We start from the raw sequence: 14,411 nt of genomic DNA, 5'->3' as shown, positions 1-14,411 counted from the left end.
CCCTACATGCCCGCGCATCCCGACCCGCAGGAATACGACATCATCATCACAGGCGGCCAGGTGGCCGACGGTTTGGGCGGACCCGCCCGCCGCGCCGACATCGCCATTCAGGGCGAGCGCATCGCGGCCATCGGCGACGGCGCACAATGGCGCGCGCGGCGCCGCCTGGACGCCACCGGCAAGGTGGTGTCACCGGGCTTCATCGATTGCCATACCCACGATGACCGCGCGCTGCTGGGCACGCCGCTGATGCGGCCCAAAGTCAGCCAGGGCATCACCACCGTGGTCACCGGCAACTGCGGCATCAGCCTGGCGCCGGTGCGCACGCCGGGCGACGTGGTGCCGCCCCCGCTGAACCTGCTGGCCAAGCACACGGGGGAACTCTACGCCCGCATGCAGGACTACGCCGACGCGCTGGAAGCCACGCCCGCCGCCGTCAACAGCCTGGCGCTGGTGGGCCATTCCAGCTTGCGCGTATCGGCCATGGACCGGCTGGACCGCCCCGCTGACAAAGGCGAGATCGCCACCATGCGACGCGCGCTGGACGAGGCCATGGCGGCGGGTGCCGCCGGCTTGTCCACGGGCCTGTACTACCCCACCGCCATGCACGCCAGCACCGAGGAAGTGATCGGCGTGGCCGAGCCCTTGAAGGCCTGGCGCGGCCTGTACACCACGCACCTGCGCGACGAAGCCGACCACGTTTGCGACGCCATGGAAGAAGCCTTCCTGATTGGCCGCGCGGCGGACGTGCCGGCCATCCTGTCGCACCACAAGGTCACCGGCAAGCACAACCACGGACGCACCGCGCAAACGCTGGCGCTGTTCGACCGCGTGCGCGCTGACCAACCCGTGGGCATGGATGTCTACCCCTACGCCGCGTCGTCCACCATTCTGGAACCGCGCCGCGTGGCGGCGGGCGAAAAGATCATCGTGACGTGGTCGCAAACGCGCCCGGAAATCCAGGGCGTGGACCTGCGCGAACTGGCCGCGCGTGAAGGCAAGGACCCTACCCGCCTGGCCGAAGAACTGTCGCCGGGCGGCGCCATTTATTTTTCGATGGATGAAGCCGACGTCAAACGGGTCATCGGGCATGGCAGCGTCATGATCGGGTCGGACGGCCTGCCGCATGACCAGCGCCCGCACCCCCGTTTGTGGGGCGCGTTTTCGCGCGTGCTGGCGCGCTACGTGCGCGAGATGCGCGTGCTGGGCCTGGAAGAAGCCGTGCGCCGCATGACGAGCCTGACCGCCGCGCAATTCGGCTTGAAAGACCGCGGCGTATTGCGCGCCGGCTGTTATGCCGACGTGGTGGTGTTCGACGCCGCCACCGTCGCCGACCTGGCCAGCTTTGCCGAGCCTACGCTGCCGTCCACCGGCATCCACGCGGTGCTGGTCAATGGCCAAGTGGTCGAGGAAAACGGCGCGCCCACCGGCGCCCGCCCGGGCCGCCTGCTGCGCGGCGACGAGCGCGCCGCCCCCGGCTTCGAAACACCGGCCTGGGCGGCCTGTAACGCAAGCGCTACGTGAAGCGAATAACGAATAGCGAATAGCCAAAGGCAATTAGCAAATAGCAACCCTGAACGTCGCGCCCTTGGCGCGCGGCGGCTTCCTTGGAGCATCATGCACATCGTTGTCATCGGCGCGGGCGTGGTCGGCATGGCCACCGCCTACTTCCTGCATCGCGAGGGCCATCGCGTGACGGTCGTGGATGCGGGGTCCGGCCCGGGCCAAGCCACCAGCATGGCCAACGGCGCACAACTGAGCTATAGCTTTGTCGCCCCGCTGGCCGACCCCGCCGTCTTGCCCAAGCTGCCGTCCTGGCTGCTGGCCCAAGATGCGCCGCTACGCTTTCGCCCTCGGCTGGACCCCGACCAATGGCGTTGGAGCCTGGCGTTTCTACGCTCCTGCACGCGCGACAGAAACCGTGAGACCACGCGTGAACTGCTGGCGCTGGGCATGTACAGCCGTTTGTGCGTACACACGCTGGTGCGTGATGAACAACCCGACTTCGACTTCACCACGGCGGGCAAGCTGCTGGTCTACCAAGATGCCGACGCCTACCAGCAGGCGCTGGCGCAACGTGACTACTTGGCTGGCCTGGGCTGCGAGCAACGGGTGATGGACAGGCGCGCCTGCCTCGAGATGGAGCCCGCGCTGGCCGGCATCGAAGCCAGCATTCAGGGCGCGCTCTATACCCCCACCGAAGACGCCGGCGACTGCCAGCGCTTGTGTACCGAACTGGAACGCATCCTGCGCGCCGCGCCCGACCCCGTGCGTTTCCACTTCAACACGCGGGTGGACACGCTGCGCCGTGAACACGGCCGCGTGATGAGCGCATCCACCTCGGCAGGCGACCTGGAAGCCGACCATTTCGTGCTGGCCAGCGGCATGGGCGCGCAAGCGCTGGCGCGGCCGCTGGGCTTGAACCTGGGTATCTATCCGTTAAAGGGCTACAGCCTGACCTACACGCTGACGCCGGACAGCGTGGCGCCTACCGCCAGCATCAGCGATATCCGCCGCAAGGTCGTATATGCGCGGCTGGGCCAGCGGCTGCGCGTGGCGGGCATGGTGGACATCGGCACGGGCGGCGCGGGCGTGGACCCGCAGCGCGTGCGCAGCCTGGAGCGCGACGTGGCGCAGTTCTTTCCCGGCCTGAAGCCCGAAGGCGCGCCGAGCGCCTGGGCGGGGCTGCGGCCGGCCCGACCGGACGGCAAGCCGCTGATCGGCGCCACGCCCTACCGCAACCTGTGGTTGAACACCGGCCACGGCGGGTTGGGCTTTACGCTGGCCTTGGGCAGCGCGCGGGTCTTGGCGGATTTGATGCGGGGCCGCGACCCCGCCGTGGACCCATCCGCATTTGCATTGGCATAAAGCAGGAACGGGCACAGGCGCTGGCATGAGCTTTGGCTTGCGCCTGGGCTTTCGCCTGTGGGCCCAAGCGTGGGTTTGCGCGCAGGCTTGGGCTTAAGCGTGGGCCTGGTTCCGCCCAGGCCCGGCGTAATCAGTCGGCCTTGATGCCTCGGCTTTGGATTAGCTTGCTCCACTTGCCGCGTTCTTTCTCTTCAAACGCGGCCAGGTCGGCGCCAAAGACATTGCCCGGCGTGGCGCCGCCTTGCGCCAGCGATTGCTGTAGCTCGGGTGCTTTCAAGGCCTGCTTCATGGCGGCGATCAGCTTGTCGACCACGGGCGCCGGTGTGCCGCGCGGCGCATACAGGCCGGACCAGGCGGTGACCTCGAAGCCGGGCAGGCCGGCTTCAGCCATCGTCGGCAGGTCGGGCGCGGCCGGGCTGCGTTCTGCCGACGTGACGGCGATGCCGCGCAAGCGTCCACCCGGTTTCATCGCGCTCATGGAGCTGGGCAGGTTGTCCATCAGGATATCGACCTGGCCGCCGATCACGGCGGGTATCGCCGCCGACGATCCCTTGAATGGCACATGCAGCATCTGCAAGCCCGCCAGCGATTCGAAGTAGGCGCCGGTCAGATGCACCGATGAGCCGATGCCGGGCGAGGCATAGGAATACTTGCCCGGGTCCTTCTTCACCGCCTTCATCACGTCATCCAGATTGCGCCATGGCGACGTGGCGGCCACCGCCATGACGTTGGGCGTGGACGCGATGATGCCCAGCGGCACCAGATCGGTGGCGGGGTTGAAGCCGATGTTGCTGTACAGAAATTGGTTGACCGTCTGCGTGCCGATGGACCCGAGCACAATCGTGTAGCCGTCGGCGGGTGCGCGCGTCGCGGCGGCCACGCCCAGATTGCCCGCCGCGCCCGGCTTGTTTTCAACCACGATGGACTGCCCCAGCGTGGGCGCCATGTGCTGCGCGATGGTGCGCGCGAAGAGGTCGGTGGTGCCGCCCGCTGGGAACGGCACGATCAGGGTGATGGGCCGCGTTGGCCATGTTTCCGCGGCGGCCACCGCCGAAAATGCCAGCGTGGCGGCTGCCACGGCGGAAGTCACCTTGCCTGCCCGGCGTCCAGCACAGGCGGCGGCGCGCCATTGAATTGACCAGCCCATCCTCTTTCCCCTTCGCATGATTGTGTTCGTGTGATCAAACGGAAGTCGGCGTCGGTGCAGCATGACGACATGCATGGCAAAAGTGACCGCATGGTCACTTTTTTCGCATTAAGAACCTGCGCCGAAAACTTGTCAACGGCAGCAAAGAGAATTAGGCGTAATCCCTAGCCCCAGGAATCCCCTAGGATCCTTGCGACATCTGGGGCGGTTGGGACACTTGCGGCTCCTGGGGCTGCTGGGTTGCTTGGGCTTCCTGGGCTGAAGAGGTTTCCTGGGAAGTCCCCTCCCAGCCGCCGCCCAGGGCCACGATCAGGTTCACGCTGGCCACCAGCCGCGTGCCCAACAGGCTTATCGCATTGCGCTCGCTGTTCAGCGCGGTGGCGTCCACCACCGCCACGCTCAGGTAGTCCACCAGCCCGGCCTGGTACTGGTTCTGAATCAAGCGCAGCGATTCGCGCGCCGACTCCAGTGCGCGGCGCTGCACGATCTGTTCTTGTTCCATGACCCGTAGCTGGATCAGGTAGTCCTCGACTTCGCGCAGGCCCACCAACGCCGCCTGGCGGTACGCGGCCGCCTGCGAATCGTAGGAAGCGCGTGCCTGTTCAACTTGCGCGGCGCGCGCGCCCCCGTCGAAGATCGTCAGCGCCAGCGCCGGTCCCAGGGACCAGAAGCGCGCGGGCGCGGTCAACAAGTCGGCGAACTGGCCGTTGCGAAAACCGCCATCGGCCGACAGGATCAACGACGGGAACCAGGCAGCCTGCGCCACGCCAATCTGCGCGTTGGCGGCTGCCGCGCGGCGCTCGGCCGCGGCGATGTCCGGGCGGCGCTCAAGCAGCTCGGACGGCAGACCCACCGGAATCTGCGGCAACTGCAAGGTGAAGACGCTGGGCACCAGGCTGAAGTGCGACGGCGCCTGCCCCATCAGCACCGCAATGGCGTGCTCGTACTGGCCGCGCTGCCAGTCCAGGTCAATGGACTGAGCACGCGTGCTTTCCACCTGCGTGCGCGCCACCGCCACATCGGCCTGCCCCGCCACACCGACTTCGTAGCGGTTCTGCGTCAGCTTCAACGACCGTTCATACGCCGCCACCGTGGCATCCAACAAACGCTTCTGTTCGTCCAGCACACGCAACTGGAAATAGGTTTGCACCAGCGCCGCCTGCGCGCTCAGGCGGGTGGCGCCCAGGTCCGCCAGGCTGGCGGCCGCGCTGGCCTCGGACGACTCGGTGCTTCGCCGCACGCGGCCCCACACGTCCACTTCCCAACTGACGCTGCCGGTCACGGAATACTGGTTGGACACGTTGCTGCCGTTGGTCGATGACGATGACCCGGTGCCGGCACCCGCGCGTGACATGCCCGCGCTGGCGCCCACGGTGGGGTAGAAGCCGGCGCGCGCGGCGCGCACCAGGCCCAGCGCCTGGCGGTAATTGGCTTCGGCCTGGGCGATGGTCTGGTTCGACGTATTCAGCCGTTCCACCAAGGCATTGAGCGTGTCGTCCCCATACACCAGCCACCACTTGCCACGGTCCGCCTCGTCGCGCGGCTGCGCTGGCTTCCAGCCTTCCACCTGCTGCTGGCCCTGAGCTTCCTTGTAGGACGCGCCCACATCCAGTTCGGGGCGTTGATAATCAGGGCCTACCGCGCAGGCGCCCAGCAGCGCGCACAGCGCCAGCGTGGCGGCGCTGCGGGACAAACGGAAGGTGACAAGCGGCTTGGGTCGGATCATGTAGGTTCTATGGAAGCAGGGGCGTCTTTGCGCCGGCCGCGCCCGCGCGCGGCCCACAGGCGAAATCGGTCCAGGTAAAGATAAACCACGGGCGTGGTGTACAGCGTCAGGATCTGGCTGAGCACCAGGCCGCCCACGATGGTAATGCCCAAGGGCTGGCGCATCTCGACACCGGCGCCGGTGGCCAGCACCAGCGGCAGCGCGCCGAAGATGGCGGCCATGGTCGTCATCATGATGGGGCGAAAGCGCGTCACGCAGGCCTGGAAGATGGCTTCGCGCGGCGCCATGCCCTGCACCCGCTGGGCTTCCAGCGCAAAGTCCACCATCATGATGGCGTTCTTTTTCACGATGCCGATCAGCAGGAACACCCCAATCAGCGCAATCAAGGTGAAGTCATGGCGCACCAGCAGCAGCGCCAGCAGCGCGCCCAGCCCGGCGGACGGCAGCGTTGAAAGAATCGTCAGCGGATGCACGAAGCTTTCGTACAGTATGCCCAGCACGATATACATGGTGACCAGCGCCGCCAGGATCAGCCAGGGCTGTTGCGACAAGGTCTGCTGCAAGGCGGCCGCGGTGCCCTGGAAGCCCGCCTGAATCTGGTCCGACGGCAAGCCGATGCGCGCCACCGCCGCATCGATAGCGGCCGTGGCCTGCCCCAGCGACACGCCGGGCGCCAGGCTGAACGACACCGTGTCCGCCACGAACAGGCCCTGGTGTTGCACGCTGAGCGGCGCGTTGGAATTTTCCAGCCGGGCAAAGGCCAGCAGCGGCACGCGCGCTCCGGTCGACGTGATGACCTCCACCTGCTTGAGCGATTCAATGTCTTCGGCAAATTTCGGCTCAAGCGCCAGCACCACGTGATACTGGTTCAGCGGGCCGTACATGACCGACACCTGGCGCTGGCTGAAAGAATTGTTCAGCACCGTGGATATCGTGGACATGCTGACGCCCAGCCGGGTCGCGGCCTCGCGGTCGATCACCAGATCAATCTGGCGGCCCTTGTCCTCGACATCGATATCCACGTCGGTAATCTCGGGAATCTTGGCCATGGCCTGCTGCACCTTGGGCATCCAGGTACGCAGCAATTGCAGGTCGCCGGACATCAGCGTGTAGTCGTAAGACCCCTGGCTTTGGCGCCCACCGATGCGGATGTCTTGTTGCGACACCAGGAACATGCGCGCCCCCGGCATGTTCTGCAACTTGCCGCGCAGCCGGTTGATGACGTCGTCGGCCGACACTTTGCGTTCTTCCAGGGGCTTAAGCTGGATCTGCATGAAGCTGCTGTTGCTGCCCCCGCGCCCGCCCGCGTAACCCGTCATGCTTTGTACCGCCGGGTCCGCCAGCACCACCTTGCGCAGCGCATCCAGCTTGGGCACCGTGGCCTGGAACGACGTGCCCTGGTCCACCCGGAAAAAGCCCAGCAGCTGGCCCGTGTCCTGTTGCGGAAAAAATCCCTTGGGCACCGCCATGTACAGGTACACGTTCAGGCCCACGGCCACCGCCAGCGTCAACATCATCAGCCGGCCATGCGCCAAGGCCCAGCGCAAGCTGCGGCGGTAGCCGTCCAGCATGGCCTCGAAGCCGCGTTCGGACCAGCGCGCCAGTCGGCCGGGCGGCGGAGCTTCTTCAGGTTCGGGGCGTAACAGCCGCGCGCACATCATCGGGGTCAAGGTCAGCGACACCACCAGCGACACCATGATGGCGGCCGACAAAGTCACGGCGAATTCGCGGAACAGGCGACCCACCACGCCGCCCATCAGCAGGATGGGAATGAATACCGCCACCAGCGACAGGCTCATGGACAGCACGGTAAAGCCGACCTCGCGCGAGCCGCGCAGCGCCGCCCGCATCGGCGACATGCCGTTTTCCACGTGCCGCATGATGTTTTCCAGCACCACGATGGCGTCGTCCACCACAAAGCCCGTGGCCACGATCAGCGCCATCAGCGAAATCGTGTTCAACGTGTACCCGCACATATACATGATGCAGAAGGTGCCGATCAGCGATACCGGCACCGCCACGCTGGGGATGATGGCCGCGCGCCAGCGCCGCAGGAACAGCAGTACCACCAGCACCACCAGACCCACGGCGATGATCAGCGTCAGCTCGGCCTCGTGCAGCGACGCGCGGATGCTGGGCGTGCGGTCTTGCGCCACCGTCATGTTCACGTCCGCCGGCATCAGCGCCTGCAGCACGGGCAATTGCGCGCGCACGGCGTTGACGGCTTCAATGATGTTGGCATCCGCCTGGCGCCGCACGATCATCAGGATGGCCTTGCGGTCGTTGTAGAAGCCGGTCTGATACAGGTCTTCGACGGAGTCTTCCACCGTGGCCACGTCCGACACGCGCACCGGCGCGCCGTCTTTCCAGGCAACGATCAGCGGCCGGTACTGCTCGGCGCGGCTGAGCTGGTCGCTGGCCATGATCTGCCAGTGGTAGCGATCGTTTTCCAGCACGCCCTTGGGCCGGTTCGCATTGGCGTTGGCCAGGGTGCTGCGCAACTGGTCCAGCGACACGCCCTGGTTGGCCAGCGCGCCGGGCAGCACGGTCACGCGCACGGCCGGCAGCGAACTGCCGCCCACCGTGACTTCGCCCACCCCATCCACCTGCGCCAGCTTCTGCGCCACGATGGTGGAGGCAATGTCGTACAACTGCCCCTGGCTCAGCGTGTCGGACGTCAACGCCAAGGTCATGATGGGCGCGTCCGACGGGTTGGACTTGTGATACGTGGGGTTGCTGCGCAAGCTGGTTGGCAAGAGCGAACGCGCGGCGTTGATGGCGGCCTGCACGTCGCGCGCGGCGCCGTTGATGTCGCGCGACAGATCGAATTGCAAGGTGATGCGGGTCGAGCCCTGCGAGCTGCGCGACGTCATCTCGGTCACGCCGGCAATGCTGCCCAATGATCGTTCCAGCGGCGTGGCCACGCTGGACGCCATGGTTTCGGGGCTGGCGCCCGGCAGGCTGGCCGACACCGAAATCGTGGGAATGTCCACCTGCGGCAGCGGCGCCACCGGCAGCAGGAAGAAGGCCAGCAAGCCCGCCATCACCACCGCCAGGCTAAGCAGCGTGGTCGCTACCGGCCGCATGATGAAAGGCGCCGACAGAATCATGACGCGTCCCCGGCCGCCGGCTCGCGCACGCCACGCCAGCGGCGCGACAGTCGGTCGAACATCAGATAGATGACCGGCGTGGTGAACAGCGTGAGCACCTGGCTAAGCAGCAGGCCGCCCACCATGACCAGGCCCAGCGGCTGGCGCAGTTCGGCTCCCGTGCCAGTGGACAGCATCAGCGGCAAGGCGCCGAACAAGGCGGCCAGCGTCGTCATCAGAATGGGGCGAAAGCGCAGCAGCGCCGCTTCGTGGATGGCCGCGCGCGGGCTCAAGCCCCGCTTGCGCTCGGCGTCCAGCGCGAAGTCGATCATCATGATGGCGTTCTTTTTCACGATGCCGATCAAGAGGATGATGCCGATGATGCCGATCATGTCCAGCTCGGTACCGCTGATCAGCAAGGCCAGTAAGGCGCCCACGCCGGCTGACGGCAAGGTGGACAGGATGGTGATGGGGTGGATGTAGCTTTCGTACAGCACGCCCAGCACGATGTACATGGTGACCACGGCGGCCAGGATCAGCCACAGCGTACTGGTCAGGGAATTCTGGAACGCCAGCGCCGCGCCCTGGAAACGGGTTTCAACGCTGGCGGGCATGCCGATCTCGGCCTCGGCGGCGGTGATGGCTTCAACCGCATTGGACAACGACGCCCCCGGCGCCAGGTTGAACGACACGGTCACCATCGGGAACTGGTCCAGCCGGTTCACGGCCAGCACGGTCTTGCCTTCGGAAATATGCGCCACCGACGACAAGGGCACCTGCGTGCCGGCCGAGGTTGGCACATGGATCTGACCCAGCGAGGATGGGTTCATCCTGAACTGCGGCTGCACTTCCAGCACCACGCGGTACTGGTTGGACTGCGTGAAAATCGTAGAGATCAGCCGCTGGCCGAAGGCGTCGTAAAGCGCCTCGTCGATGACGGCGGCGGTGATGCCCAAACGGGACGCCGCATCGCGATCGATTTCAACCCAGGTTTGCAAGCCGTCGTCCTGCAGGTCATCGGTGACGTCTTTCAGGCCCGGCACCTGGCGCAGCCGCTCCACCAGCTTGGGCGTCCATTCGCTCAACACCTTCAGGTCGGGGTTGGACAGCGTCATCTGGTATTGCGTGCGGCTGACGCGGTCTTCAATCGTCAGGTCCTGCACGGGCTGCATGTAGACGGTCAGCCCGTCCTGCTTGCTTAATGATTCCTGCAAGCGCGCCATGACGGTAGCCAAGTCGCCGTTGCGCTCGGCCTGCGGCTTCAGCGCAATCTGCATGCGCCCGGCGCTAAGCGTGGCGTTGCTGCCGTCGACCCCGATGAACGACGACACCGCCTGCACGTCCGGGTCTTCCAGCACCAGGCGCGCCGCGGCCTGCTGGCGTTCGGCCATGGCGGGGAACGAGATGGATTGCGGGCCTTGCGTAATGGCCTGGATCAGGCCGGTGTCCTGCTGCGGGAAAAAGCCCTTGGGTACCATCAGGTACAGCACCACCGTCAGGGCGAACGTGCCCAGCGCCACCAGCAGGGTCAGCGTCTGATGCCGCAGCACCACTTGCAGCAGACGGTCGTAGCCGGCGATGACGCGGTCGATGAAGTTGCCGGTGGCGGTATGGAAACGCCCGTGCTTCTGTTCCGATTCGGCGCGCAGCAGGCGCGCGCACATCATCGGCGTCAGGGTCAATGACACCACCAGCGATATCAGGATGGATACCGCCAGCGTGATGGCGAATTCGCGGAACAAGCGGCCCACGACTTCCGTCATGAACAGCAACGGAATCAGCACGGCGATCAGCGAGAAGGTCAGCGAGATCAGCGTGAAGCCGATCTGCGAGGCGCCCTTCAACGCGGCCTGCATCGGCGTTTCGCCTTCTTCGATGTGGCGGGCGATGTTCTCGATCATGACGATGGCGTCGTCCACCACGAAACCGGTGGCGATCGTCAGCGCCATCAAGGTCAGATTGTTGATGGAGAAGCCGGCCAGGTACATGACGCCGAACGTGCCCACCAGCGACAGCGGCACCACCACGCTGGGGATCAGCGTGGCGGTCAGGCTGCGCAGGAACACAAAGGTCACCATGACCACCAGCGCCACGGCCAGCAGCATTTCAAACTTCACGTCTTCGACGGAATCGCGAATGGTCTGCGTGCGGTCCGACACCACGGTCACGTCCAACGTGGCGGGCAAGGCGGCGCGCAACTGCGGCAACAGCGTCTGGATGCGGTCGACCACGTCGATCACGTTGGCGCCCGGCTGGCGCTGGATATTCAAGAGGATGGCGGGCTTGTCGCCCACCCATGCGGCCTGGCGTGTGTCTTCGGCGCCCTCGACCGCGCGCGCCACGTCGGACAGGCGCAGCGGCGCGTTGTTTTTGTAGGCGATGATCAGGTCGTTGTAGTCAGTGGGCGACTTCAGTTGATCGTTGGCGTTGATGGTGGTGGACCGCAGCGGCCCGTCCAGGTTGCCCTTGGGCTGGTTGACGTTGGCGCCCACGATGGCGGTGCGCAGATCCGACAGCGCCAAACCATTGGCGGCCAGCGCCTGCGGGTTGACCTGCACGCGCACGGCCGGACGCTGCCCGCCCGCCACGCTGACCAGGCCCACGCCCGGAATCTGCGACAGCTTCTGCGCGACCCGCGTGTCGACCAGGTCGCGCACCTGCGGCAAGGGCATGGTGGGCGACGTGATGGCCAGCGTCAGCACGGCGGCGTCGGCCGGGTTCACCTTGTTGTAGGTGGGCGGCACCGGCAGGTCGCTGGGCAGCAGGTTGGATGCCGCGTTGATGGCGGCCTGCACCTGCTGCTCGGCCACGTCCAGCGGCAGCGTCAGGTTGAACTGCATGGTGATGACCGAGGCGCCGCCCGAACTGGTGGACGACATCTGGTTCAGGCCCGGCATCTGCCCAAACTGCCGTTCCAGCGGGGACGTGACCAGGGAAGTCATCACGTCGGGGCTGGCCCCCGGGTACAGCGTCACCACCTGGATCGTCGGGTAGTCCACTTCGGGCAGCGCGGATACCGGCAAGAGCCGGTAGGCGATGAAGCCAGAGATAAGGATGGCCAGCATCGCCAGCGTGGTGGCCACGGGGCGAAGAATGAACAGACGCGACGGACTCACGATGGGCTCGGCTTATTTCGACGGCGGCGTGGTGCCGGCCGGCGCGCCCGCGCCCAGCGTCTTGTCGCGGGTGGCGGGAATGACTTCGGCGCCGCCCACGATTTCAACCTTGGCGCCGGCGCGCAGGCGGTCGGTGCCTTCGGTTACGACGCGGTCGCCCGGCTTCAGCCCTTCGTTCACGGCCACCATGCCGTTGTTGATGGCGCCCAGTTTCACCGGGCGCACGACAATGGTGTTGTCTTGCTGCACCAGGAAGACAAAGGCGCCGGCCGAGCCTTGCTGCACGGCGGCGGTGGGAATGGCGGTGACGTCCTTGCGCGTCAGTACGTGCAGGCGCACATTGACGAACTGGTTGGGAAAGAGCGCGTCGTCGGCGTTGTCGAACTTGGCTTTCAGCTTCAAGGTGCCAGTGGTGACGTCGATCTGGTTGTCCAGGGTTTCCAGCACGCCGGTGGCGATGCGGCGGGTGTCGGCGCGGTCATAGGCGTCAACCGGCAGGGTGCGGCCGGCGGCGAGTTCAGCGCGCACTTCAGGTAGCTGGGTTTCGGGCAGCGTGAAGACGACGGAGATCGGCTGCGTTTGCGTAATCACCACCAGCCCGTTGGTGTCTGAGCTGGACACGAGGTTGCCCCGGTCAACCTGGCGCAGGCCCAGCCGGCCGCTGATGGGCGCGGTGATGCGGGCATAGTCCAGTTGCAGCTTGGCGTTGTCCACGTTGGCCTGGTCGCTTTTGACGGTGCCTTCGTACTGGCGCACCAGCGCCGCCTGCGTATCCACCTGCTGCTTGGCAATGGAGTTTTGCTTGAACAGGGTCTGATAGCGTTGCAGGTCGCGGCGCGCGTTTTCAAGCTGGGCCAGGTTCTGCATCTGCGTGCCACGCGCCTGATCCAGCGCGACCTGGAACGCTCGCGGATCCACCTGCGCCAGCAGGTCGCCCGCCTTCACGCGTTGGCCTTCCTGGAACGCCACGTCCACCAGTTCACCACTGACACGGCTGCGCACGGTGACAGTGTTGTAAGCGGTGACGGTGCCAAGCGACTTCAGGTAGATGTCGATGTCCTGCGTGGTGGCGGTGGCAATGCGCACCGGCACGGGCATGTTGGCCATGGCGACCATCGGCGGGCGGCCCCCGCCCGGCCCCCGCGCCCCACCCGGCCCGGCCTGCTTGGCAGCGGGGCGCAGCGCAAACCAGGCAACGCCCGCCGCCACTAGCAACAACACCGCCAGCCCGACAACGCGGCGGCGGCTCCAGCGGGAAGCTTGGGAAACAGGACGACTTTCGGACATGGAACGGTTCCGGGCACTAATGCGGAAAGCCGTATTGTCTACTAGTCAGTCCCGGTTTCGCGCACGGAGCGATCCAGTTGAAACTGGCCGCAACAAGAATCGGGTTTGAAGGGTGGGGGGGAGGCGGAGGGGGCCGGGTTCTTGGCTTTGGACTGGCGCTGCACGCGGCCTACCTGACGGATGGCGCGATGTTGATCGTAGGATGGGTGGCGCGCGGGAGGCTATCTGCTAGAACATGATTGCGTATCGCGCGAAACCCATCACGCGGCGGCCGCGCTGTGGCTAGCCCTGCTTGGGGTTCAGCGTTGCTTGATGGGTTTCGCGCGATGCACGGTGGGGTTCTTGCCGCTGAGTTCCCGCGCTGCACCCATCCTACGAGCTGCAGAGGGTCATTTGAAAAGCCACGTCGCGGGCGACCTGCTGGGGTTTGAATTCGCCGTCCTGGGTGGAAAAGCGTATCCAGATCATGTACTTATTGGCGCTAATCTCGGGAAACAGGCCTTGATCCTCGTCCACCCAGACACGCAGCAACTGGAATTGCTTGCCACCCAGCATCTGCTGATAAGCGCCCTGCTCGGCCACGATATCGGTCTTGCGGCCGGATTCGCGCAGCAATCGCAAGGCCAGCGTCAGCCCGTCATGCAACGCCAAAAAGGGAGACACCCAGGCCTGCAGGTCCGCGCAGCGGGCGGCTTCGGACTTGTTCTGCCAGGCAAAGTAAGAAGGCATGTCCACTTGCGTCGCGCTGCCCGGCACGGACAGGCGTCCACGCAGGCTGGTCAACCATTCGTTTTCGCGCAGGGATTGCCCGGTTTTGCCAGGAGCGGCCAAGGCGCTGCTGACTTTTTCCAGCTCGCGCAGCATGCCTTCCAACGCATCCTGCGCCACGCCGGGATGATCGCGCAAACCCATCAGCGCCGTACGTTGGCGCTCAAGGTCTTGCAGCACGGCGCCTTTCACGTCGGTGCGTTCGCAGGCGTCGAGCAGATCAAACAGAGACGTGACGGCCACCTGATGTTGGCGAGAGTCCCCTGCCCGCGAAAAGAAAAACAACCTGTCCAACAGGTATTCCAATCGCAGGTAAGCGCGGATGCGCTCGTTGAAGGGATATTCGTAAACAATCACGCTTTTTTTCAGGCCCGTCAGTGGTCGGCCAGGCGGCCGAAAGGTTCAGAGTG

The 14,411-nt window shown here is 65.8% G+C and carries 8 protein-coding genes; 2 read left to right on the top strand and 6 right to left on the bottom strand.

What is annotated here, in order from left to right:
• The first annotated feature begins 6 nt into the window (after window positions 1–6).
• Complete coding sequence (locus ELS24_RS03015) at window positions 7–1,524, top strand: N-acyl-D-amino-acid deacylase family protein (RefSeq protein WP_127183368.1); 1,518 nt, start codon at window positions 7–9, stop codon at window positions 1,522–1,524.
• Between the two features lie 93 nt (window positions 1,525–1,617).
• Window positions 1,618–2,868 carry a D-amino acid dehydrogenase gene (locus ELS24_RS03010; RefSeq protein WP_127183367.1) on the top strand — a complete coding sequence of 417 codons (1,251 nt, stop codon included), beginning with the start codon at window positions 1,618–1,620 and terminating at the stop codon, window positions 2,866–2,868.
• A 130-nt stretch (window positions 2,869–2,998) separates the two neighbouring features.
• On the opposite strand, the gene ELS24_RS03005 is transcribed toward ELS24_RS03010, so the two are convergent.
• The 6 genes from ELS24_RS03005 to zapD form a co-directional block, all read right to left on the bottom strand.
• The gene (locus ELS24_RS03005) at window positions 2,999–4,015 is read right to left on the bottom strand and encodes a Bug family tripartite tricarboxylate transporter substrate binding protein (RefSeq protein ID WP_240669438.1); all 1,017 of its coding nucleotides are present in this window, start codon (window positions 4,013–4,015) and stop codon (window positions 2,999–3,001) included.
• Window positions 4,016–4,196: 181 nt separating this feature from the next.
• The gene (locus tag ELS24_RS03000; protein ID WP_240669436.1) at window positions 4,197–5,741 is read right to left on the bottom strand and encodes an efflux transporter outer membrane subunit; all 1,545 of its coding nucleotides are present in this window, start codon (window positions 5,739–5,741) and stop codon (window positions 4,197–4,199) included.
• Window positions 5,738–8,851: a multidrug efflux RND transporter permease subunit gene (locus ELS24_RS02995; RefSeq protein WP_127183366.1), complete on the bottom strand. Its 3,114-nt coding sequence runs from the start codon at window positions 8,849–8,851 to the stop codon at window positions 5,738–5,740. Before ELS24_RS02995 ends, ELS24_RS03000 begins: the two co-directional genes overlap by 4 nt.
• On the bottom strand, window positions 8,848–11,946 hold the full coding sequence (locus ELS24_RS02990) for an MdtB/MuxB family multidrug efflux RND transporter permease subunit (protein WP_050447034.1): 3,099 nt from the start codon (window positions 11,944–11,946) through the stop codon (window positions 8,848–8,850). Before ELS24_RS02990 ends, ELS24_RS02995 begins: the two co-directional genes overlap by 4 nt.
• 12 nt (window positions 11,947–11,958) lie before the next feature.
• On the bottom strand, window positions 11,959–13,233 hold the full coding sequence (locus tag ELS24_RS02985; RefSeq protein WP_050447033.1) for an MdtA/MuxA family multidrug efflux RND transporter periplasmic adaptor subunit: 1,275 nt from the start codon (window positions 13,231–13,233) through the stop codon (window positions 11,959–11,961).
• 372 nt (window positions 13,234–13,605) lie between these two features.
• Complete coding sequence (zapD, locus tag ELS24_RS02980; RefSeq protein WP_050447032.1) at window positions 13,606–14,358, bottom strand: cell division protein ZapD; 753 nt, start codon at window positions 14,356–14,358, stop codon at window positions 13,606–13,608.
• Between the last annotated feature and the right edge of the window lie 53 nt (window positions 14,359–14,411).

Origin of the sequence: Achromobacter spanius (assembly GCF_003994415.1) — a bacterium.
Lineage (GTDB): Bacteria > Pseudomonadota > Gammaproteobacteria > Burkholderiales > Burkholderiaceae_B > Achromobacter > Achromobacter spanius_C.
Note: the sequence above shows the minus strand (reverse complement) of the source record. Positions and strands in the feature narration are given on the sequence as shown.

What these genes read in the sequence shown, in the direction of transcription:
- ELS24_RS03015 (WP_127183368.1), top strand. Translation starts at nt 7, where the DNA reads ATGCCCGCGCATCCCGACCCGCAGGAATACGACATCATCATCACAGGC.
- ELS24_RS03010 (WP_127183367.1), top strand. Translation starts at nt 1,618, where the DNA reads ATGCACATCGTTGTCATCGGCGCGGGCGTGGTCGGCATGGCCACCGCC.
- ELS24_RS03005 (WP_240669438.1), bottom strand. Translation starts at nt 4,015, where the DNA reads ATGGGCTGGTCAATTCAATGGCGCGCCGCCGCCTGTGCTGGACGCCGG.
- ELS24_RS03000 (WP_240669436.1), bottom strand. Translation starts at nt 5,741, where the DNA reads ATGATCCGACCCAAGCCGCTTGTCACCTTCCGTTTGTCCCGCAGCGCC.
- ELS24_RS02995 (WP_127183366.1), bottom strand. Translation starts at nt 8,851, where the DNA reads ATGATTCTGTCGGCGCCTTTCATCATGCGGCCGGTAGCGACCACGCTG.
- ELS24_RS02985 (WP_050447033.1), bottom strand. Translation starts at nt 13,233, where the DNA reads ATGTCCGAAAGTCGTCCTGTTTCCCAAGCTTCCCGCTGGAGCCGCCGC.